We start from the raw sequence: 21,940 nt of genomic DNA, 5'->3' as shown, positions 1-21,940 counted from the left end.
AGTTTTACATTTGTAAACACCTAATTTTTACGGATTTCATATAAATTCTAATGCATTTTTCGTGAATTTTATCTATACAAAATTATTTTTTCGCGTGTTTATAAAATTGCGCAGAAATTCCGTTTTATTGGTATTTCTCACACAATTTACAGTTTTTTGATTCTCTCCACTGCCTCCACTGTATTCTCATACGTACCGAATGCAGTCAGACGGAAGTAGCCTTCTCCGCTCGGGCCGAAGCCTGATCCTGGTGTTCCGACTACGTTTGCGTCTGCAAGCAGGTGATCAAAGAACTCCCAGGAAGTCATATTTCCCGGTGTTTTCAGCCAGATATACGGAGCGTTGACGCCGCCGGATACGGTGTAGCCTGCGCCCTTTAATCCGTCGTAGATGACTTTTGCGTTCTTCATGTAGTAAGCAACCTGCTCTTTTAACTGTGCTTTTCCTTCCGGAGAGTAAACAGCCTCGCCGGCTCTCTGGATGATGTACGGAGCTCCGTTGTATTTCGTTCCGTGACGGCGTGCCCACAGGCTGTGCAGAGTCACATCGCCGGATTTGATGTCTTTCGGGATAACGGTGAATCCAAGACGCATACCAGTAAAGCCTGCGTTCTTGGAGAAGCTGCGCATTTCGATGGCACATGTTCTTGCACCCTCGCACTCATAGATGGAATGCGGAATATCTTTTTCTGAGATATATGCCTCGTATGCAGCATCATACAGGATGATGGCTCCTACTTTATTTGCATAATCAACCCATTTCTGCAGCTCGGCTTTGGAAACCATAGCGCCGGTCGGGTTGTTCGGGAAGCACAGATAAATCAGATCCGGGGTTTCTTTCGGGAGCTCCGGGGTGAAGTTGTTTTCTGCGGTACACGGCATGTAAATCACATTCGTGAAACGCTCGGTTGCTGCGTCGTAGTCACCGGCACGGCCTGCCATTACGTTGGAGTCTACATAAACCGGATAAACCGGGTCGCATACAGCGATCTTGTTGTCCAGGCTGAAGATCTCCTGAATGTTGCTGCAGTCGCATTTTGCGCCGTCCGATACAAAAATTTCATCAGATGAGATATCGCATCCTCTGTCCTGATAATCATTTTTTGCGATGGTATCGCGAAGGAAAGCATATCCAAGATCTGGTGCATATCCGTGGAAGGTCTCTGCGTGTCCCATCTCATCCACTGCTCCGTGCAGCTTTTCAATGATCGCCGGTGCGATCGGCTGGGTTACGTCGCCGATTCCAAGACGGATGATTTTCGCGTCCGGATTTGCCTCGGTGTAAGCTGCAACTTTTTTTGCAATGGTGGAAAACAGATAGCTTCCCGGCAATTTCAGATAATTGTCATTGATTTTGAACATTATTATGTCGCTCCTTTTCACTTTTTCTTACTCTGTCAAAAGCGTCAGCACCATCTGTGCCGTTTCAACCAGATTGGTGCCGCTGTCCATGCTGCATTTCTGCATGTAGCGATGGGCCTCCGACTCGGTCATGTGATTTCGTTCGATCAGAAGGCTTTTTGCACGATCGATGATGTGCTGTTCCTCGGCGCTGCGCACCTTGGGCTTTGCACGCTCTTTCTTTCTGCGCCGTGCCGCACTCTGCAGCATCATCTCCAGTGTATTGACCAGCTCGTACACGGAAAGCGGCATCGTAACCGCCATGATTCCGGTTCCCTCCACCGCACTTAATGCGCGGCTCGATGCAATCAGAAGCATCTGGAAGCCGGACGGCATACACTCATTCAGATCCGTAAAAAACATATCCGGGAGCTTGTAGCCGCAGATGACGATACCGCCGTTTAAGTTGTTCATCTCTCCGAGCGCCGCTGCCGCTGTCGAACAGACAGCATCGATTTCATATCCTCTTTTTGCCAGAATATCCCGGATGCGCTTTCCATCTTCTATTTTGGGAAGTACTATCACTATGCTGCTCATGCATTTTCAGGCCCCTTCGTCGTCTAAATACGGTACAGATATTTCTCGGTCTCCCAGTCGGATACCTGGCGGAGATACTCATGCCACTCTTCTTCTTTGGCATTGATATATCCATCCACAAATTCCTGGCCGAGTACCTGACACAGAAAATCGTCTTTCTTTAACTCTGCGACCGCTTCTCCAAGGCTTCCCGGGAGAAGGGTGATCTGCATCGCGTTTCGTTCTTCTTCTGTCAGATCGGAAATATTGCGGTCCACCGGGGACGGCGGAACGATTTTCTGTTTGATACCGTCAAGTCCTGCTGCCATGCAGACAGCAAGTGCCAGGTACGGATTGGCTGCCGAATCCGGGCATCGAAGCTCAATGGCCATGATACCGTCTCCCGTCAGCGGAATGCGGATCAGCGGGCTTCTGTTCTTTGCAGACCATGCCACGTAGATCGGTGCACCGTATCCCGGTGTCAGACGTTTGTAGGAGTTTACAAGCGGATTGGTAATCGCTGCGATTCCGCTGATGTGTTTCATCAGTCCGCCCATAAAGTAATATGCCTCTTTGCTGAGCCCGTATTCATCGGATTTGTCGGCAAACACATCTTTTCCCTCCTGAAACAGGGAGAAGGAAAGATGAAGACCCGATCCGTGAACTCCGGTTTTTGGTTTTGGCATAAAGGTTGCGTGAAGACCATGACGTTTTGCAATCGTACGGATAGCAAATTTGGCAGTCATCAGCTGATCTGCCGTCCGAAGTGCTGCAGCCGGACAGAAATCCAGTTCGTGCTGGCCTGCCGCTACCTCGTGGAAGGAAGACTCAACGTCGATTCCCATTTCTTCGAGAGTCAGCACCATATCGCGCCGCGCGTTTTCTCCCAGGTCCAGCGGTCCAAGATCCAGATAACCGCCTTTGTCGTGCGTTACACTCGTTGCTCCGCCGTCCTCATCGGTGTGGAACAGGAAAAATTCACACTCCGGTGAGATTTCAAACTCATAACCCATCGCTTTCGCTTCGGAAATTACCTTCTGAAGGATGGTTCGGGAACTCTTTGCATAAAGATTCCCCTCTCTATCATACACATCACAGATCAATCTTGCAACCTTTCCTTGCTGCGGACGCCACGGAAGTATTGCAAAGGTGTCGAGATCCGGGTGCAGAAACATGTCTGCTTCCTCGATGGTGACAAATCCTTCGAACGAAGAGCCATCGAAAACGCACTGATTATTCAGGGCTTTTTCCAGCTGTCCGGCGGTGATGGCCATATTTTTCATCATTCCAAACATATCGGTAAACTGCAGGCGGATAAATTCAACATCTTCTTCCTCCGCCATCTGAAGGATCGCTTCCTTCGTATACTTTGCCATATCGATTCTCTCCTTTATCAAAGACGATTCTAAACGAAAAGGGTGTTTTCACGCGGCAGGGCAGAAAGACACCTTGCGTAAAAACACCCTTGTTTTGGGCATATTATAGCAGTTTTTCGCGTGTTTTGTCAAGAAAAACTTAGAGATTCGTGTATCCCATCAGGGATTCATCGACTGCCTTTGCTGCCTCGCGTCCCTCGCGGATCGCCCATACGACCAGGGACTGGCCGCGGTGCATATCGCCTGCGGTGAAGACATTTTCTTTTGTTGTCTGGTATTTTCCGTCATCTGTCTTCACGTTGGTGCGCTGGTTGACTTCCACTTTAAATGCATCGGTCACATATTTCTGGGATCCTAAAAAGCCTGCTGCAATAAGAACGAGATCTGCCGGGAGAATCTCTTCGGTTCCCTCAACCGGAACCATCATCATGCGGCCGGATTTCTCATCTTTTTTCGGTGTCAGTTTTACGGTCTTGATCTGGCAGACTTCACCTTTTTTGTTTTTGATAAATTCCGTTACGGTTGTCTGGTAAATCCGCGGATCATGGCCGAATACGGCGATTGCCTCTTCCTGGCCGTAATCCGTCTTGCAGATCTTCGGCCACTCCGGCCACGGATTGTTCTCGGCACGCTGATCCGGTGCTTTCGGCATCATCTCAAGCTGTGTCACAGATTTGGCACCGAGACGGATGGAAGTTCCGACACAGTCATTACCGGTGTCGCCGCCTCCGATGACAACAACGTGTTTGCCCTTGGCATCGATGTAGGCATGATCCTCAAAATTGGAATCCAGAAGACTCTTCGTTACGGAAGTCAGGAAATCGACAGCAAAGTAGATGCCCTTTGCATCTCTTCCCTCTGCCTTGATATCTCTTGGATTTGCCGCACCGCAGCAGAGCAGGACACGGTCAAATTCTTTTAAGAGTTTGTCAGCTTTTACATCTTTTCCGATATCAGCATTCGTCACAAACTCGATGCCCTCGGCCTTCATCAGATCCACACGGCGGTCGATGACGCTCTTATCGAGTTTCATGTTCGGAATACCGTAGCGTAAAAGTCCGCCCACGCGGTCGCGGCGTTCAAAGACCGTAACAGAATGGCCGCGGCGGTTGAGCTGCATCGCTGCTGCAAGGCCGGAAGGACCGCTTCCTACAACGGCAACGCGTTTTCCGGTGCGCACTTTCGGCGGCTGCGGCGTAATCAGGCCGGTTGCCCATGCGTTTTCGATGATCGCGCGTTCATTTTCCTTCGTGCAGACCGGGTCTCCGTTTACGTTGCATGTACAGGCTGCTTCGCAGAGTGCCGGGCAGACACGGGAGGTAAATTCCGGAAAACAGTTTGTCTTGGTGAGGCGGCGGTATGCCTGCTCATAGTTTCCAAGATACACAAGGTCATTCCACTCCGGAACGAGGTTCTGCAGCGGACAGCCGGAGGCCATTCCCGCAATCATGGTTCCCGCCTGGCAGAACGGTACACCGCATGCCATACAGCGGGCAGCCTGCATCTGCTGTTCCTTTTTCGGGAGCTGCAGATGAAATTCCTTAAAGTTTTTGATACGCTCAAGCGGGGCAACGGTGTTTCCCGTCTTGCGCTGATATTCCATAAATCCAGTTGGCTTACCCATAATTCTTCTTCCTCCTACTTACGCATGCTTTCATAAAATGCTTCAATCTGTGCCTGTTCGCTGCTAAGGCCCTTGTCTTCCATCTGGCACTCAGCATCATCATGCGCTTATAGTCATTCGGAATGATCTTCTTGAATTTCGGCAGATATTCGTCAAAGTGTGTGAGAATTTCTTTACCTTTTTCAGAGCCGGTGTGTGCGACGTGTTTTTCAATCATGTTTTTCAGCTCTGCAATATCGTATTTGCTTTCTACCAGTTCAATCGAAATCATTTCCTTGTTCAAATTGCGGTACAGGTTGCTCTTTTCATCCAGGACATAAGCGATACCGCCGCTCATGCCGGCTGCAAAGTTCTTTCCGGTTGCGCCGAGGACAACGACACGGCCGCCGGTCATATACTCGCATCCATGCTCACCGACACCCTCGACAACGGCGTAAGCACCGGAGTTTCTGACACAGAAACGCTCTCCTGCGATACCGTTGATGTACGCCTCACCGCTCGTTGCGCCGTAGAGGGCAACGTTTCCGACGATGATGTTTTCTTCCGGTTTATACTTTCTTGCTTTCGGCGGGTAGACAACCAGTTTTCCGCCGGAGAGGCCTTTTCCGAAGTAATCGTTCGAATCGCCCTCAAGTTCCAGGGTCAGTCCTTTTGGAATAAATGCTCCGAAGCTCTGTCCGCCGGCACCCTTGCACTGTACGGTGTACGTATCCGGCTCCAGAGAGGTGCCGAATTTTCTGGTGATCTCGGCACCAAGAATCGTTCCCACGGTACGATCGGTGTTGGTGATCTCGACTTTGACGGTCTTCTTCTCTTTCTTATCCATTGCCGGACCGAATTTCTTTAAGAGTACCTTCTCATCCAGGGTTGCGCCAAGTTTGAAGTCGTAAACATCTTTCGGATCGAACGTTACCTTCTCGCCTGCTTTTGCAAACGGATTGTTCAGGATCTGGCTTAAGTCTACGCGGTCTGCGTGCTCGTTCGTCACTTTATCATTTCTCTTTAAGAGTCGGAACGGCCGACCATCTCGTCAACGGTGCGGAAGCCAAGTTTTGCCATGTATTCCCGCATCTCTCTGCGATGAAGCGCATGAAGTTGATGACGTACTCCGGTTTGCCGCGGAAACGTTTGCGCAGCTCCGGGTTCTGCGTTGCGATACCCATCGGGCAGGTATCCAGGTTGCAGACACGCATCATGACACATCCCATGGTTACAAGCGGCGCCGTCGCAAAACCAAATTCCTCGGCGCCAAGAAGTGCTGCGATCACAACGTCGCGGCCGCTCATCAGCTTTCCGTCCGTCTCAATCATGACACGGTTGCGGAGGCCGTTCTTAATCAGCGTCTGATGGGTCTCGGCAAGGCCTAACTCCCATGGAAGTCCTGCATTGTGGATGGAACTTCTCGGTGCTGCTCCGGTTCCTCCATCGTACCCGGAAATTAGGATGACCTGTGCTCCGGCTTTTGCAACACCAGCTGCAACGGTACCAACGCCGGCCTCCGATACGAGTTTGACAGAGATTCTTGCATTCACATTCGAGTTTTTCAGATCATAAATCAGCTGTGCAAGGTCCTCGATGGAATAGATGTCGTGATGCGGCGGCGGGGAAATCAGGGATACACCCGGTGTGGAGTGACGTGTTTTCGCAATCCACGGGTAAACCTTTCCGGCCGGTAAGTGGCCGCCCTCGCCCGGTTTTGCACCCTGCGCCATCTTGATCTGAATCTCTTTTGCGCTGACCAGATATTTGCTGGTAACACCGAACCGGCCAGATGCTACCTGTTTGATTGCGGAACATCTCTCCGGAGACTCCAGGCGGTCATCACTCTCGCCGCCCTCACCGGTGTTGGATTTTCCGTGCAGACGGTTCATGGCAACCGCCAGTGTCTCATGTGCCTCCTGGGAAATGGAACCGTAGGACATCGCACCGGTTTTGAACCGCTTTACAATGGAATCTACACTCTCAACCTCTTCGAGCGGAACGCCCTGTTCCGGGTAATCGAAGTCCATCAGACTTCGCAGATAACCGCTCTCCTCGCTGTCAACCATGGCAGTGTACTCTTTGAACATCCTGTAGACACCGCGTCTTGTAGACTCCTGCAGGGTATGGATGGTACGGGGATTGTAGCGGTGCTCCTCACCCTGACTTCTTGCTTTATGACGTCCGAGACTGTCCAGCGTCAGATCCGTCGTCAGTTCCAGCGGATCAAATGCCTGAGAATGACGCTCATCAACGTCTTTTGCAATGTCTTCCAGTGTAATACCGCCGACACGGCTGACCGTACCAGTGAAGTATTTGTCGATTACATCCTCAGAGATACCGATAGCTTCGAAGATCTGGGAACCCTGATACGACTGAATCGTCGAGATACCCATCTTCGCCGCGATTTTTACGATGCCGGAAATGACAGCATGGTTGTAATCTTCAACGGCTGCATAGTAATCTTTCTTAATCATGCCCTCTTCGATCAGCTCATGGATCGTGTCGAGTGCCAGATACGGGTTGATTGCGCAGGCACCGTAGCCGAGCAGTGTTGCGAAATGGTGCACCTCGCGCGGCTCGCCGGACTCCAGAATAATCGCAAGAGAAGTTCTCTTTTTCGTTTTTACCAGATGCTGATGAACCGCAGATACAGCCAGGAGGGATGGAATCGCCACATGGTTCTCATCGACACCGCGGTCAGAGAGAATCAGGATGTTGGCTCCTGCCCGGTGTGCACGGTCAACCTCGACGAAAAGGCGGTCCATCGCACGGTCAAGCGGTGCGCTCTTGTAGTAGGTGATCGGAACGGTCACTGCCTTGAAGCCTTCGACTTTCATGTTCTTGATCTTCAGCATATCGGTATTGGTCAGGATCGGATTGTTGATCTTTAATACCTGGCAGTTCTTCGGCTCCTCCTCAAGCAGGTTTCCGTCACGTCCGACGTAAACGCTTGTGGAAGTTACGATCTCCTCACGGATGCAGTCGATCGGCGGGTTCGTTACCTGTGCGAAGAGCTGTTTGAAATAGTTGAACAGCGGCTGATGCTCATGGGAGAGAACGGCAAGCGGGGTATCGATACCCATCGAAGCGGTTGCCTCGACACCGTTTAATGCCATCTTTCCGATGGAGGAACGGTACTCCTCGTAGGTGTAGCCGAACGCTTTCTGCAGGCGCATCCGCTCTTCTTTCGTGTACTCTTCGACCGGCAGATTCGGGATTTTGATATCCTTTAACTGTACCAGATAACTGTCGAGCCATTCGCCGTACGGCTGTTTCTTTGCGTAATATTCTTTGACTTCCTCATCGTTTAAGACTTTTCCCTGTACGGTGTTGACGAGAAGCATCTTGCCCGGATGGAGACGCTCTTTTAAGACGATTTTTTCTTCCGGAACTTCCAGAACACCGACCTCAGAGGAGAGGATCAGAAATCCATCGTTAGTGATGTAGTAACGGGAAGGACGAAGACCGTTGCGGTCGAGCACTGCTCCCATCACATCTCCGTCGGAGAACAGGATCGATGCCGGTCCGTCCCACGGCTCCATCATCGTTGCATAATACTGATAGAAATCACGTTTCTCCTGGGAAATCGTATCGTTGTTTGCCCATGGCTCCGGGATCGTGATCATGACAGCCAGCGGAAGATCCATACCGCTCATGGTCAGGAACTCGAGTGTATTGTCGAGCATCGCGGAGTCAGAACCCTGTGTGTTGACAACCGGCAGCACTTTATGAAGTTCATCCTGCAGCATCGGGGAAGACATCGTCTCCTCACGGGCCAGCATCTTGTCAGCATTTCCGCGGATGGTGTTGATCTCACCGTTGTGTACGATGAAACGGTTCGGATGTGCTCTTTCCCAGCTCGGGTTGGTGTTTGTACTGAACCGTGAATGCACCATGGCGATGGCAGATTCATAATCTGTATCCTGCAGATCACGGAAGAAAGTGCGGAGCTGTCCTACGAGGAACATACCTTTGTATACGATGGTACGGCTGGAAAGGGATGGCACATAGGTGTTGTCGTTGCTCTGTTCGAAAACACGGCGTACGACGTACAGACGACGGTCGAAAGCGATTCCCTTTTCCACATCCTCCGGTTTTTTGATGAATGCCTGCATGATGTAAGGCATACACTCTCTTGCCTTATGGCCGAGAACTTCCGGAACGGTCGGCACGGTTCTCCATCCAAGGAGTTCCAGTCCCTCTTTTTCCACGATGATCTCAAACATCTTTTTTGCCTGGTTCCGTTTCAGCTCATTTTGTGGGAAGAAGAATACGCCGACGCCGTATTCCCGTTCTCCGCCTAATGAAAAACCGAGGGTCAAACAGGCTTTGGAAAAGAATTTGTGCGATATCTGCAACAAGATTCCTACTCCGTCTCCTGTTTTACCCTCGGCGTCTTTGCCGGCTCTATGTTCAAGATTTTCTACGATTTTTAATGCGTTTTCTACGGTCGCATGGGATTTTTCACCTTTGATGTTCACGACTGCTCCGATACCGCAGTTGTCGTGTTCAAAGGAAGAACGGTACAGCCCTTCTTCTCCCATGACACGCTCTTTACTCTGTGTCATACGGCTTCCCTTCCTTTACCTTTTCTTATTTTCGGTTCTCTTTTGTTTTCCAGAAAAGAATGGAGGGGAACATTTCATTCCCCGCCGTTCTTTTTGGATTGCCCTTACTATACTCTATTTTTTTCATCCTGTAAAGAGCAAATTTAATTTTTATATAATTTTTTACAATTTTTCTTTACTTTCTTAGGTTATTGCTGCATTTTACATAATTTTCTACACTTTCGATCCATTATTTCGCTGCATGGTACTCGGCTGCTGCTGCAATCAGGCCGCGGAACAGCGGATGCGGACGGTTCGGACGGGATTTGAATTCCGGATGCGCCTGGGTTGCAATGTAGAACGGATGATCCGAAAGCTCGACCATCTCGACAATTCTTCCATCTGGTGATACACCGGAGAGAACCATGCCGTTTTCGGTCAGTGCTTTCCGGAAATCGTTGTTGACCTCATAGCGGTGACGATGCCGCTCAGAGATCTCTTTCTTGCCGTACAGCTCCTGTGCCTTCGATCCGTCTGCCAGGACGCATGGATATGCGCCGAGACGTAACGTACCGCCGATATCCTCGATTCCATCCTGATCCGGCATCAGTGCGATCACCGGGTGCATGGTGTTCGGGTTCATCTCGATGCTGTGTGCGTCGTGGTAACCGAGAACGTTTCTTGCATATTCAACAATCGTCAGCTGCATGCCGAGGCAGAGGCCGAGGAACGGAATCTTGTTCTCTCTTGCATATCGAATCGCTGTGATCATGCCTTCGATACCGCGGTTTCCGAATCCGCCCGGTACCAGAACACCGTCCACATCGCTCAGATACTCTGCCACGTTCTCCTCGGTTACCAGCTCGGAATCCACCCATTTCAGGTGTACGTTTGCATGGCTTGCAATTCCGCCGTGTTTTAATGCCTCAACAACGCTCAGGTATGCATCATGCAGCTGGATATACTTTCCGACGAGCGCAATCGTCACCTCTTTGTTCGGATGGCGGAGTGCTTCTACCATATGGGTCCAGTCGGACAGATCCGGTTCCGGGCATGGAAGGTGAAGGCTCTCGCAGACAACCTGCGCCAGGTTCTCTTTCTCCATGGCAAGCGGAGCTTCATACAGATACTCCACGTCCAGGTTCTGCAGAACATGGCTTGACGGAACGTTGCAGAACAGAGCAATTTTATCTTTGATCTCGGTGGTCAGCGGATGCTCGGACCGACATACAATGACATCCGGCTGAATACCGATTCCCTGCAGCTCTTTTACGCTCGCCTGCGTCGGTTTCGTCTTCATTTCGCCGGAAGCTTTCAAATATGGAATCAGGGTAACGTGGATCAGGATAGCGTTCTCATGTCCGACATCGTGCTGGAACTGGCGGATTGCCTCCAAAAACGGCTGGCTCTCGATATCGCCGACGGTTCCGCCGACCTCAATGATGGCAATACGGTCCTCATCCACTTCTTTTCCGCGGTAGAAACGGCTCTTGATTTCGTTTGTGATATGTGGGATCACCTGCACCGTGCCTCCGCCGAAATCACCGTGGCGCTCTTTCTGCAGCACGGACCAGTATACCTTTCCAGTCGTCACATTGGAATTTTTATCCAGGCTCTCATCAATAAAACGCTCGTAGTGGCCAAGATCCAGGTCCGTTTCTGTGCCGTCGTCAGTAACGAAAACCTCGCCGTGCTGAATCGGGTTCATGGTGCCCGGGTCAACGTTGATGTACGGGTCAAACTTCTGCATCGTCACCTGATAGCCTCTGGCTTTTAAAAGCCGTCCAAGGGACGCCGCCGTGATTCCCTTTCCAAGGCCGGAGACTACTCCGCCTGTCACAAAGACATATTTTACTGCCATATTGATTTCCTCCTGTTTTCTCTTCTGATATTTTCTTTTCCGTCACAAGTTTCTCTAAAAGGAAATGTCGCCTGCCGGCGACATCTCTATGATGAAGCCAGTTACTCCGCGCCTGCGTCGCTTCCGTAACTGCTGACAACATTCGTAATCCGGGCTATCGCCTACTTACTCATGTCGTCTTGCCCGGCCAATATCTATGAATTCGCTCATGCAAGCATGGCTCATCCATAGCTGCTATCCGGGGCTTTCATTCAAAATCAAAAACGATTATAACACATCTCGAATTTCCTGCAACTTTTTTTTACTATTTTTTATTATTTTCGACATTTTCCACGAAATCCTAAATTTCTGCACCATATTTTATACATATCACGATTTTCTTGACATCATCCGCAAAAATGAGTATGATAATCAATGTTTTTAAAACATGCAGGTCTACAACTGAAAAAAGGAGAATACCTATGCAGCCATCGTCAAACAATTGTTATGATACCGGTCTCCGGGAGGAATGTGGTGTTTTCGGCATTTACGATCTGGATGGTGCCGACGTCAGTCCTTCGATCTACTATGGCCTTTCCGCCCTGCAGCACAGAGGACAGGAGTCCTGCGGAATTGCCGTCTCTGACACCAGCGGTCCAAAGGGCCATGTGAAATCCTACAAAGGCCTTGGCCTTGTCAACGAAGTTTCAAAGAATCCAAATTAGAAGAGCTGTCCGGCAATATCGGCATCGGCCATGTCCGGTACTCTACCACCGGTTCCACTACCGTAGAGAATGCACAGCCGCTCGTTCTGAATTATCTGAAAGGCTCCCTTTCCCTTTCGCACAACGGAAATCTGGTCAACGCTATGGAACTGCGCGAGCAGATGGAAAACACCGGCGCAATTTTTCACACTTCGATTGACTCTGAAATCATCGCCTACGGTATTGCGCGGGAACGCGTTCATTCCAAAACGGTAGAAGAAGCGATTCTGCGCACGGTAAAAGAAATCCGCGGCGCCTATGCCCTTGTCATCATGAGCCCGAGAAAACTCATCGGCGTGCGCGACCCATATGGCTTAAAACCGCTCTGCATCGGAAAGCGGGACAACGCCTGGGTTCTCGCCTCGGAAAGCTGCGCCCTCACTTCGATCGGCGCCGAATTCGTCCGCGATGTCGCTCCGGGAGAAATTGTAACGTTTGACAAAACCGGAAATCTGAAATCCGAATTTATGCCGGTTGACGTAAAAAAAGCGCATTGTATTTTTGAATATATTTATTTTGCCCGCCTCGACAGCAAAATAGACAATATCAGTGTCTACGAAGCCAGAATCCGCGGCGGTGCAACTCTCGCAAAGACCTACCCGGTTGATGCAGACCTCGTCTGTGGTGTCCCGGACTCCGGACTTGCCTCCGCAAAGGGCTATTCCGAAGAATCCGGCATCCCGTTCGGTCTTGCGTTCCACAAAAACAGCTATGTCGGCCGTACCTTCATCAAGCCGACCCAGAAGGAACGGGAATCCAGCGTCAAAATCAAGCTGAGCGTTCTCGAATCTGTTGTAAAAGGAAAACGGATCGTGCTCGTCGACGACTCCATTGTCCGTGGAACAACGATTTCCAACCTGATCACGATGCTTCGCAAAGCCGGCGCGACCGAAGTCCATGTCCGTATCAGCTCTCCGCCGTTCCTGTATCCGTGCTATTTCGGCACCGATGTTCCTTCGAACAAACAGCTGATCGCAAGCTCTCACTCCACGGAGGAGATCCGTCAGCAGATCGGAGCCGACTCTCTTGGCTACATGCCGATCGATGAACTCCAGAACATGGTCGGCGATCTGCCGATCTGCCGTGCATGCTTCGACAGCCATTACCCAATGGAAGTACCGAAACAGGATATCAGCGCTCTTCTCGAAAGCTGATTCTATTTCGTCCCCTTTACCGCGCAGACACTGCGTCAGGTAAGGGGGGCTTTTTTGTTTCATGCATACTTTGACGTAATGTTTGCATACAATAGCATCAAAAACAAAGGATCTCTTTATGGATCTTACAGACATCATTTATTCCAACGATTACATCAACATTCTGATCCAGAATTACGTGGCACAGTCCGAGCGGTACCAGATGCTGTTTCCGGAGTCAAGTGCTCTTCTTACGCTGAACCCACAGTATTCCGTTCTCTTTCTCGAGCGGAGTCTGCTGCCGGAAAATCTCTTCGGCGCAGTTCCCTTTACCGGGCTTCCAAAACTTTTTACGCCGCTCTCCACGCTCTCACTGGAAGTCTCCGGGATTGTCCAGACGCAGAATCTCTACGGTGGCGGATATACAGGCAAAAATGTAATCTTCGGTTTTCTGGACACCGGCATTGATTACCGCCACCCCGCATTTCTGCATGCCAACGGACAGAGCCGGATTCTCGCCGTCTGGGATCAGACGGACCGGACGGGAACGCCGCCGGCGCAGTTTCCTTACGGCAGTCTCTATACCAAGTCCAATCTCGACGCGGCACTTGAAAGCGGCAATCCACTCTCCCTTGTTCCCGTCACCGATCCCGACGGGCACGGCACGTATGTCGCAGGCGTGGCCGGCGGTACTCCGGATGCCTCCGCCGGATTTCTCGGCGCCGCACCGGAGGCAGATTTTGCCGTTGTTAAATTAAAACCCGCCAAACAGAATCTGAAAGATTTTTATCTTGTGTCCTCCAATGCTCCCGTCTTCGAGGAAGATGACCTGCTCTCCGCCATGCACTTTCTGAATGAAACCGCAGCTGCGGAAGGAAAACCGCTCGTCCTCTGTCTGGCACTCGGGACGAATCAGGGCAGCCACTCCGGCACGCTCCCCGTTTCTCTGACCTTGGCGCGCTACGGCAACACGCCTGGTGTGATCCCCGTCTGCGCGACCGGCAACGAAGGAAATGCAGCACACCATTATTATGGCTCTGTATCCGAAACTTACACCCCGAAAAATGTAGAGTTTCTCGTTTCTGAAGGAAACCGCGGTTTCACCCTGGAACTCTGGGGACAGGCTCCACAGCTTTTTTCTGTCGGTTTCCGCTCTCCCGGCGGCGAGACGATTCCGCGGATTCCCGTCTCTTTGAATCAGGAACAGCGGATCACCTTCGTTCTGGAGCGCACCGTGATCTACGTCAACTACGAAGTGGTCCAGGCCACGACCGGCAGCCAGCTCATTCTGATCCGCATGCTGGATCCGACCCCCGGTATCTGGACGCTTCAGGTTTACCGCGCTTTTCCATCGCCGCCGGATTTCCACATCTGGCTCCCGATCACCGGATTTTCCACCTCCGATGTGACATTTCTGGAACCGGATCCGTACACGACACTGACGACACCTTCTGCCACGGTTCCTGTTCTTTCTCCCTCCACGTATCAGGCAGCAAACAACAGTTTTTCCCCGGAATCCGGCCGCGGCTTTACCCGGCTTGGTGAAATCAAGCCCGACTTTGCCGCTCCCGGCGTCTCCGTTACCGGACCGGGACCGGCCGGCTCCTATGTAAGCTTCAGCGGTTCGAGTGCGTCCGCCGCCATTACATCCGGCGCCGCTGCTCTTTTTCTGCAATGGGGCATCCAGCGCACTCCCGCCCGCTATTTCACGGCACAGGAGGTAAAAAACTACCTGATCCGCGGTGCAGACCGAACTGATACTATTACGTATCCGAGCAGAGAATGGGGATATGGCCGATTACAGTTATATCAAAGCTTCACAAGCCTTATGACAAACTGATTTTCCCGCTCACAGGTTTGCTTCTATGGTATATCCGTTTGTTGATGCAAACTTTTAATGTGCAAGTGCCTTGTTTTTGATTGTTTTCCGTTGTATCATTACGTATTATCATTATATTTATAAAACTAAAAGGGGGATTCCTGACTATGAATTACGAACGCTTGAACGATCTTCGCCTTCTTGGACTTACGATTGCCTACTACCGAAGAGCAAAAGGAATGACGCAGGCCGAACTTGCCGAGGCGGTACATATCAGTCGTACCCATATGAGCAACATCGAAGCGCCAAATACAAAAACCTCTATTTCGTTGAATCTTCTGTTCGATATCGCTGAGGCACTTGACATTCCGGTGAAAGAGCTTTTTGATTTTCAGGGACGCAGTCTGTAGGGTCTTTGAATTTTTCTCTTTAAGAGTAACCCCGCCCGGCAGTTTTTCATATCATGAATTGTAAGCAAAATGATTCCTTTGGAGGAACAAACATGAGTGATTTAGCTGCTACAAACTGTGGATGCGGATGTGACAACGGCTGTGGCTGCGATAATGGATGCGGTGTTTCCAACAACAACCTGTTCGGAAACAATGGCTGCAGTATTATCTGGATTCTGCTTCTCCTCTCCTGCTGCGGCGGATGTGGATGTGGAAACAACAACAATGGCTGCAATTCCGACTGCTGGCTCGTTCTGATTCTTCTGTTCTGCTGCGGCGGATGGAACAACAACGGCTGTGGATGCGGCAACAGCAATAACTGTGGATGCGGCTGCTGACCTTTTTTCAGTCTTCCCAGATGTTCGGGCAGAAAAAGCCCCGGGTGCGGATCAACCGCCCCGGGGCTTTTTTTCACCAGAATTCTCTTTCAGCGAAACCGTTTCGGTTTCCGTGCTTCTCTTTCCCGCTTTTCCATCTCTTCTCTTTTTTCTTTTTTTCTCATACATTCCAGATCTATTTCATAAAAGGCATTCCCTTCGAGTACCTGTTTTCTTTTTGCTGTTTCTTTTCCATCCATTTTCCGGCGGTCTCCTTTTTCTTTCTTCCTCTTATCATATGTTTTTTCCCGCCTTCTGTCATTTTTTCCGGCCTGGAACATAAGATAAAGAGAAATAAAAAGACAAATGCAGGAATGCTGCCAGGAAGGATCTTAATTTGAATCAGGAACAGGAACAAAATGTGGAACAGATGACACCGCTGGACCAGATGATCGCACAGGATCAGCTTCAGATGCTGAAGGCTGCCATTCCCTACGCCTCCTTCGGCCTGCAGCCCTCCCTTGCGATTTTGAGCAAATGGCTCGAGCTCCAGCGGACCATTCAGCTTTTTTCCCGTCCGGCCGACCTTTCCATGATGTCTGTTGATGCCCCGCACGTCTCTCCGCTTGAGATGCTGCAGGATATTTCCCGTTTTGCCGCCGGTCCGCAGCGGGATCTTCTCTCCCAGATGTTTCAGACCATGCAGATGGTCCAGATGCTTCAGAATATAAATCCCGGAAATGAGGAGGATCTGCTATGAGTTCAGATGATAAGCAAAACGACTGGTCGCAGGACCCCTCTCTTTCCGGAATTGACTTCGCCCGGCTTCAGGCACTGCAGCAGATGGCCTCTCAGAGCCGCGGAAAATCCCAGGCGGAAATGATGCCGTTTCTTCTCTCCCTGATGCAGGGAAATCAGGGCGGCGCACAGTTTTCCGCCTCCGAGGCGGACCTGATCATCTCTGCCATCAAAGCCGGAAAATCCAAACAGGAAGCGGCAAAAATTGACCAGATGGTACGCCTCTTCCGCTCCGCTGCTTCCGGGAAAAAACGCTGAAAAACTACAAACCAAAAAACGCTGCCGGTCTGGAATCCCAAACCGGTCAGCGTTTTTATTCTGTGCTTTTTCCTGCCTAGTTCTGCATGGAAAGCACGTTTTTATTTTTTACCAGGTAATCAATCAGAGAAACAACGGTCAGAATCAATGCAACCCAGATCAGCACGGTATTCAGCACGGAAAGTGCCGGAATGTCGGCGATCAGAAGAATGATCATAATCATCTGGCTGATTGTTTTCGATTTTCCCCACCAGCTTGCTGCGATGACAATTCCATTGTCCGAAGCAACCAGGCGGAAACCGCTGATGATAAATTCTCTTGCGATGATAATAATAACCATCCACGCCGGAAGCTTGTCCAGCTCTACAAAGCAGATCAGTGCAGAGCATACCAGCAGCTTATCTGCCAGCGGATCCATAAACTTTCCGAAATCGGTAATCAGATTGTCACGTCTTGCAATGTAGCCGTCCAGAGTATCCGTGATGCTGGCAGCGGCAAAGATTACCAGTGCAATCCATTTGGACGCGCTTCCGCCCACGCCAGACAGCAGGAAGAACACGAAAAACGGAATCATAATTACCCGCAGAATCGTTAATTTGTTTGGTAAATTCATTGGCTTATCTCTCCTATCAGATCATATTCCAGAGCACCGGTAATTTTCACTCTTACGAAGTCGCCGGATACGAGTGTTTCCGGTGTATTGACAAATACATAGCCGTCTACACCCGGTGCGTCCGCCTGGCTTCTGCCACATAGGCATCCTCATCCGCCACTTTGCCCTCGATCATAACAAGAAGCTCCTGGCCGATCCTGCGCTCGCCGAGTTCTGCAGAGATATCCTGCTGCAGCTCCATCAGTTCTGCCTGACGGTCCAGTTTTACCTCCTCGTCGATCTGATGCTCCATCGCAGCAGCCGGTGTTCCCTCCTCCGGAGAGTAGGTGAATACGCCGAGACGGTCGAACTCCATGTCGTTGATAAACTCGAGGAGTTCTTTGTGCTGCTCTTTTGTCTCTCCCGGGAATCCTGTGATCAGCGTGGTGCGCAGTGTGATATCCGGCATCTCGCTTCTCAGGAAATCAATTTTGTCGATCAGCTCCTGTTTGGATGTTCTGCGACCCATGCGGCGCAGGATCTCATCGTTGGCATGCTGAATCGGCAGATCCAGGTAGTGACAGACTTTCGGCTCTTCCTTCATCGTCTGAACGAGTTCCGGATAGATGTCCTCCGGATAGCAGTACAGAATCCGAATCCAGTAGAGCTCCTGAATTTTGCAGAGCTCTTTTAACAGAAGGTGGAGAGACGGCTTTCCGTACAGATCGATACCATAAATGGTTGTCTCCTGCGCAACGAGAACGAGCTCTTTGACACCCTGTTCTGCCATCGTCTTCGCTTCTGCTATCAGTTCCTCCATCGGAACGGAGCGGTACGGTCCGCGCAGCTTCGGAATGATGCAGTAGGTACAGTGCTTGTCACAGCCCTCTGCAATTTTCAGATATTCGTAATGGCCGCCTGTCGTTACAACGCGCTGTGCGTCAATTTTCGGCAGTCCTTTCAGATCGGCATACTCCTGGAAGCGGTCGCCGCCGAGGACATCCTGAATGGCATCCAGGATTTTGTCATAGCTGTTCGTTCCAAGTACGGCGTCAACCTCCGGAATCTCCTCAATGATTTCATCGCGGTAGCGCTCTGCCATACAGCCCGTTACCAGAAGAACCTTACAGCTTCCCGCTGTACGGTACTTCGCCATTTCAAGAATATTTTGAATGCTTTCTTCTTTGGCGTCGTGGATAAAGCAGCATGTGTTTATCACGATAACCTCTGCATCTTCCTCGGAATCGGTGATCTCGAAGCCATGCTCTACCAGAAGACCCAGCATATGCTCGGAATCTACCAGGTTTTTATCGCATCCAAGGGAAATAAACAGAATTTTCATATTATTCAATTACTGGCTCCTCTTTTGTTTCCTCTTCCGCTTCAACTTCAGATTCCGGAAGGATTGTAACCTCTCCTTTGTACATCTCCTCTACGGCGATGGAAAGCGGTTTCATGCCTTTTTTCACTTTTACAAGCGGTTCAGCTCCGCCGATGATCTGTCTTGCACGTTTGCTTGTTGCAAGTACCAGAGAGTAACGGCTGCTGACAACCGGTGCCTCGTCCAGATCCTGGCCCTCGTTAATAGTTGCAATCAGTTCCTGATAAGATGGATGAATCATAATAAATGCTCCTTTCTATTTTTCCAGACTTTTTTTCATCTGTTCGATAAAGTCTTTCTGGTTGCTGCTCATGAAATGCTGGCTCTGAATGGTCTCATGCATCTGTTTTACGCAGGTTTCGAGGTCGTCGTTGATCAGGACATAATCGTACTGGTCCATGCCCTGTGCTTCCTCTTTTGCACGCTCCATTCTGCCTTTGATGACTTCTTCTGTTTCCGTTCCGCGTCCCCGGAGGCGTCGTTCCAGCTCCTCGGCGGTCGGCGGTGTGATGAACACAAGAAGGGTGTCCGGACGTTTTTCCTTGACCTGAAGTGCTCCCTGGATTTCAATCTCAAGCAGAACATCTTTTCCGGCATCCAGCTGCTCCTCTACGTATGCCTTCGGCGTTCCGTAGGAATGTTTTACGTAACGCGCATACTCGAGGAAGGCATCCTCTTCTACCATGCGGTCAAACTCTTCTTCTGTACGGAAAAAGTACGATACGCCGTCTTCCTCGCCCGGACGCGGGTCTCTTGTGGTGACGGAGATGGACAGCGCATAGTTGTCGTACTCCTCCATCAGGCGTTTCATCAGTGTTCCTTTTCCTGCTCCGGAAAAACCGGATACTACAGTAAGTATTCCTCTACTCATTTTCAGATTCCCCTCGCTCTTTTTCTGTTTCCCAGCCGCCGTTGAATCTGCGGCTGATCGTTTCCGGCTGCAAAGCCGAAAGGATGATAAATTCTTCTCCGGTGATGAGCACTGCTTTCGTGCGTCTTCCCTGCGTCGCATCGATGATGCGGTTGCTTTCCTTTGCACGCTGCACCATACGCTTGACGGGTGCCGCCTCGGGACTCACCACTGCTATTATTTTATCCGAATTTACGACATTGCCGAATCCGATGTTGATCAGTTTTGCCACAATCCGTCCTTTCCTGTACCTTCTGAAGTCTTTTTCAGAAAATACATCTACCCATACAGATTTATTATAATTCATTCAGAAAGCCTAGTCAAATCTTTTTTTCTGTATTATAATGAAAATACCAGAATTTCAAACAAAGGAGATATTTTCTATGGCTTTTGATGGAATTACCATTGCAAATATTGCACAGGAACTGAATCAGACCATCGTCGGCGGAAAGATCAACAAGATCGCACAGCCGGAAAACGACGAGCTGATGATTACAATAAAAAACAACCGTACCGTTTACCGTCTTCTCCTCTCGGCAAGTGCTTCGCTTCCGCTGATCTACCTGACGGACAACAATAAGCCCGGCCCGATGACCGCACCGAATTTCTGTATGCTGCTCCGCAAACACATCGGCAGCGCCCGCATTCTCTCCGTTACCCAGCCGGGACTCGAGCGTATTCTTATTTTTGAGCTCGAGCATTTGAACGAACTCGGCGATATCTGCCGCAAGAAGCTGATTGTGGAGATCATGGGAAAACACAGCAACCTGATCTTCTGTCAGGAGGACAATACGATCCTTGACAGTATCAAACATATTTCCGCCAACATGAGTTCTGTCCGTGAGGTTCTTCCGGGCCGCACCTGGTTCATTCCGCACACGCAGGATAAGAAAGATCCGCTCACGATCACAGAAGAAGAATTTTTCGATTTCGTCTGCACGAAACCGATGGCTGCCGCAAAGGCAATCTACACTTCCCTTACCGGCTTCAGCCCGCTGATGGCGGAGGAAGTCTGCTGCCGCGCCGGCATCGACGGCGGATTTGCGGTCAATGCACTCGAAGAAAATGCGAAGCTTCATCTGTTCCGCACCTTCTCTTATCTGATTGAGGATATCAAAAACGGCGCATTTACGCCGAACATCGTATACCAGGCGATGAGCCGAAAGAATTTTCCGCACTGAAACTGACGCAGTATCAGGATTTGCGGGAGGAAACATACGATTCGATCTCCGGTGTACTGGAAACATACTATGCCATGAAAAACCGCATCACCCGCATCCGTCAGAAATCTTCCGATCTGCGCCGTGTCGTCAATACCGCACTCGAACGGAATGTCAAAAAATACGACCTGCAGCAGAAACAGTTAAAAGACACCGACAAGCGGGAAAAATACCGGATTTACGGTGAGCTTTTAAATACGTACGGCTACAGCTGCCAGCCGGGCGATACTTCGCTGAAAGCCGTCAATTACTATAACGGCGAGGAAATCACGATTCCGCTCGACGGAACGCTCTCTGCCGGCGAAAATGCGAAAAATACTTCGACCGCTACGGAAAGCTGAAGCGGACCCGTGAGGCACTCGAAGAACTTCTTGTCGAGACGAAAGAGGAAATCGACCATCTCGAATCCATCAGCACGGCGCTTGATATTGCGCTCGATGAGGCGGATCTGGTGCAGTTAAAAGAAGAGCTGATCGAGTACGGCTACATCCGCCGCAAGGGACCGACAGGGAAAAAGCAGAAAATCACCTCCCATCCGTTCCACTACCGCTCTTCCGAGGGCTTTGACATTTATGTCGGCAAGAACAACTTCCAGAACGAGGAACTTTCGTTTAAATTCGCCTCCGGCAACGACTGGTGGTTCCACGCGAAAGGCCAGCCGGGCAGCCATGTCATCGTAAAGACGAACGGTAAAGAGCTGCCGGATTCCGTCTACGAAGAGGCCGCTGCTCTCGCCGCCTATTACTCGAAAGGCAGACAGGCACCGAAGGTGGAAATCGACTACACCTTAAAGAAAAACCTGCGCAAACCAAACGGAAGCAAACCGGGTTTCGTTGTTTATTACACCAATTACTCCATGATGGCGGAGCCGAACATCCGCAATCTTCAGGAAATACAGGACTGAATTCAGAATACAAAAGACTTTTCGCACATTCCTATCTGTTCCTCTTTGCGAAAAGTCTTTTTTTCGTAAAATTTAATACTTCCTTCATTTCTTTTTCGATGCTCTATGGT

General features: G+C 50.3%; 15 protein-coding genes and 4 pseudogenes. 8 read left to right on the top strand and 11 right to left on the bottom strand.

Features of this window, described 5'->3' with window-relative positions:
• Positions 1-146: 146 nt before the first annotated feature.
• The 6 genes and pseudogenes from DWZ60_RS10315 to DWZ60_RS10290 all read right to left on the bottom strand — a co-directional run bounded on the left by DWZ60_RS10315 (position 147) and on the right by DWZ60_RS10290 (position 11,306).
• Positions 147-1,361 (bottom strand): LL-diaminopimelate aminotransferase, encoded by a 1,215-nt coding sequence (locus tag DWZ60_RS10315; RefSeq protein WP_022462353.1) that lies wholly within the window; start codon positions 1,359-1,361, stop codon positions 147-149.
• 27 nt (positions 1,362-1,388) lie between these two features.
• A complete protein-coding gene (locus tag DWZ60_RS10310) occupies positions 1,389-1,937 on the bottom strand; it encodes an ANTAR domain-containing response regulator (RefSeq protein WP_022462354.1) in 549 nt (182 codons plus the stop codon).
• Positions 1,938-1,960: 23 nt separating this feature from the next.
• Positions 1,961-3,292, bottom strand: coding sequence for a type I glutamate--ammonia ligase (glnA, locus tag DWZ60_RS10305; protein WP_117761554.1), 1,332 nt, complete (start codon positions 3,290-3,292; stop codon positions 1,961-1,963).
• Positions 3,293-3,431: 139 nt separating this feature from the next.
• Complete coding sequence (locus DWZ60_RS10300; protein WP_022462356.1) at positions 3,432-4,916, bottom strand: glutamate synthase subunit beta; 1,485 nt, start codon at positions 4,914-4,916, stop codon at positions 3,432-3,434.
• 14 nt (positions 4,917-4,930) lie between these two features.
• Positions 4,931-9,466, bottom strand: a pseudogene (gene gltB, locus DWZ60_RS10295) (glutamate synthase large subunit).
• 229 nt (positions 9,467-9,695) lie between these two features.
• Positions 9,696-11,306, bottom strand: coding sequence for a CTP synthase (locus DWZ60_RS10290; protein ID WP_119221614.1), 1,611 nt, complete (start codon positions 11,304-11,306; stop codon positions 9,696-9,698).
• Positions 11,307-11,767: 461 nt separating this feature from the next.
• Here DWZ60_RS10290 and purF point away from each other — a divergent pair.
• The 7 genes and pseudogenes from purF to DWZ60_RS10255 all read left to right on the top strand — a co-directional run bounded on the left by purF (position 11,768) and on the right by DWZ60_RS10255 (position 16,823).
• Positions 11,768-13,203: pseudogene (gene purF / locus DWZ60_RS10285) on the top strand (amidophosphoribosyltransferase).
• Positions 13,204-13,321: 118 nt separating this feature from the next.
• The gene (locus tag DWZ60_RS10280) at positions 13,322-15,022 is read left to right on the top strand and encodes a S8 family peptidase (RefSeq protein WP_118640094.1); all 1,701 of its coding nucleotides are present in this window, start codon (positions 13,322-13,324) and stop codon (positions 15,020-15,022) included.
• A gap of 146 nt (positions 15,023-15,168) precedes the next feature.
• Complete coding sequence (locus DWZ60_RS10275) at positions 15,169-15,411, top strand: helix-turn-helix transcriptional regulator (RefSeq protein ID WP_022462361.1); 243 nt, start codon at positions 15,169-15,171, stop codon at positions 15,409-15,411.
• 92 nt (positions 15,412-15,503) lie between these two features.
• Positions 15,504-15,788, top strand: coding sequence for a hypothetical protein (locus tag DWZ60_RS10270; RefSeq protein ID WP_055228247.1), 285 nt, complete (start codon positions 15,504-15,506; stop codon positions 15,786-15,788).
• A complete protein-coding gene (locus tag DWZ60_RS17290; protein ID WP_158576382.1) occupies positions 15,748-16,110 on the top strand; it encodes a hypothetical protein in 363 nt (120 codons plus the stop codon). Before DWZ60_RS10270 ends, DWZ60_RS17290 begins: the two co-directional genes overlap by 41 nt.
• Before the next feature lie 54 nt (positions 16,111-16,164).
• Positions 16,165-16,527: a hypothetical protein gene (locus DWZ60_RS10260; RefSeq protein ID WP_055217741.1), complete on the top strand. Its 363-nt coding sequence runs from the start codon at positions 16,165-16,167 to the stop codon at positions 16,525-16,527.
• A complete protein-coding gene (locus DWZ60_RS10255; RefSeq protein ID WP_022461427.1) occupies positions 16,524-16,823 on the top strand; it encodes a hypothetical protein in 300 nt (99 codons plus the stop codon). Before DWZ60_RS10260 ends, DWZ60_RS10255 begins: the two co-directional genes overlap by 4 nt.
• Before the next feature lie 76 nt (positions 16,824-16,899).
• Here the strand turns inward: DWZ60_RS10255 and pgsA are convergent, their stop codons facing one another.
• From pgsA to DWZ60_RS10230, 5 genes and pseudogenes are all read right to left on the bottom strand, one after another.
• Positions 16,900-17,436 carry a CDP-diacylglycerol--glycerol-3-phosphate 3-phosphatidyltransferase gene (gene pgsA / locus DWZ60_RS10250; protein ID WP_055228244.1) on the bottom strand — a complete coding sequence of 179 codons (537 nt, stop codon included), beginning with the start codon at positions 17,434-17,436 and terminating at the stop codon, positions 16,900-16,902.
• Positions 17,433-18,757 (bottom strand): annotated as a pseudogene (gene rimO / locus DWZ60_RS10245) (30S ribosomal protein S12 methylthiotransferase RimO). Before rimO ends, pgsA begins: the two are co-directional and overlap by 4 nt.
• A 1-nt stretch (position 18,758) precedes the next feature.
• Entirely contained in the window at positions 18,759-19,037 is a 279-nt protein-coding gene (rpoZ, locus tag DWZ60_RS10240) for a DNA-directed RNA polymerase subunit omega (RefSeq protein ID WP_022461424.1), read from the bottom strand.
• Between the two features lie 15 nt (positions 19,038-19,052).
• Complete coding sequence (gene gmk, locus DWZ60_RS10235) at positions 19,053-19,667, bottom strand: guanylate kinase (RefSeq protein ID WP_022461423.1); 615 nt, start codon at positions 19,665-19,667, stop codon at positions 19,053-19,055.
• Positions 19,660-19,938, bottom strand: coding sequence for a DUF370 domain-containing protein (locus DWZ60_RS10230; protein WP_055218332.1), 279 nt, complete (start codon positions 19,936-19,938; stop codon positions 19,660-19,662). The genes gmk and DWZ60_RS10230 overlap by 8 nt, the downstream gene beginning before the upstream one ends.
• A gap of 151 nt (positions 19,939-20,089) precedes the next feature.
• On the opposite strand from DWZ60_RS10230, the pseudogene DWZ60_RS20810 reads away from it, so the two are divergent.
• Positions 20,090-21,830: pseudogene (locus DWZ60_RS20810) on the top strand (Rqc2 family fibronectin-binding protein).
• Positions 21,831-21,940 lie beyond the last annotated feature (110 nt).

It is taken from the genome of Blautia sp. AF34-10 (assembly GCF_003477865.1).
Classification (GTDB): Bacteria; Bacillota; Clostridia; order Lachnospirales; family Lachnospiraceae; genus Fusicatenibacter; species Fusicatenibacter saccharivorans.
The sequence above is the reverse complement of the archived record's forward strand: the minus strand, read 5'-3'. Positions and strand labels throughout refer to the sequence as shown.

What these genes read in the sequence shown, in the direction of transcription:
- DWZ60_RS10300 (WP_022462356.1), bottom strand. Translation starts at nt 4,916, where the DNA reads ATGGGTAAGCCAACTGGATTTATGGAATATCAGCGCAAGACGGGAAAC.
- DWZ60_RS10255 (WP_022461427.1), top strand. Translation starts at nt 16,524, where the DNA reads ATGAGTTCAGATGATAAGCAAAACGACTGGTCGCAGGACCCCTCTCTT.
- DWZ60_RS10290 (WP_119221614.1), bottom strand. Translation starts at nt 11,306, where the DNA reads ATGGCAGTAAAATATGTCTTTGTGACAGGCGGAGTAGTCTCCGGCCTT.
- pgsA (WP_055228244.1), bottom strand. Translation starts at nt 17,436, where the DNA reads ATGAATTTACCAAACAAATTAACGATTCTGCGGGTAATTATGATTCCG.
- DWZ60_RS10275 (WP_022462361.1), top strand. Translation starts at nt 15,169, where the DNA reads ATGAATTACGAACGCTTGAACGATCTTCGCCTTCTTGGACTTACGATT.
- DWZ60_RS10280 (WP_118640094.1), top strand. Translation starts at nt 13,322, where the DNA reads ATGGATCTTACAGACATCATTTATTCCAACGATTACATCAACATTCTG.
- rpoZ (WP_022461424.1), bottom strand. Translation starts at nt 19,037, where the DNA reads ATGATTCATCCATCTTATCAGGAACTGATTGCAACTATTAACGAGGGC.
- DWZ60_RS10310 (WP_022462354.1), bottom strand. Translation starts at nt 1,937, where the DNA reads ATGAGCAGCATAGTGATAGTACTTCCCAAAATAGAAGATGGAAAGCGC.
- DWZ60_RS10315 (WP_022462353.1), bottom strand. Translation starts at nt 1,361, where the DNA reads ATGTTCAAAATCAATGACAATTATCTGAAATTGCCGGGAAGCTATCTG.
- glnA (WP_117761554.1), bottom strand. Translation starts at nt 3,292, where the DNA reads ATGGCAAAGTATACGAAGGAAGCGATCCTTCAGATGGCGGAGGAAGAA.
- DWZ60_RS10270 (WP_055228247.1), top strand. Translation starts at nt 15,504, where the DNA reads ATGAGTGATTTAGCTGCTACAAACTGTGGATGCGGATGTGACAACGGC.
- gmk (WP_022461423.1), bottom strand. Translation starts at nt 19,667, where the DNA reads ATGAGTAGAGGAATACTTACTGTAGTATCCGGTTTTTCCGGAGCAGGA.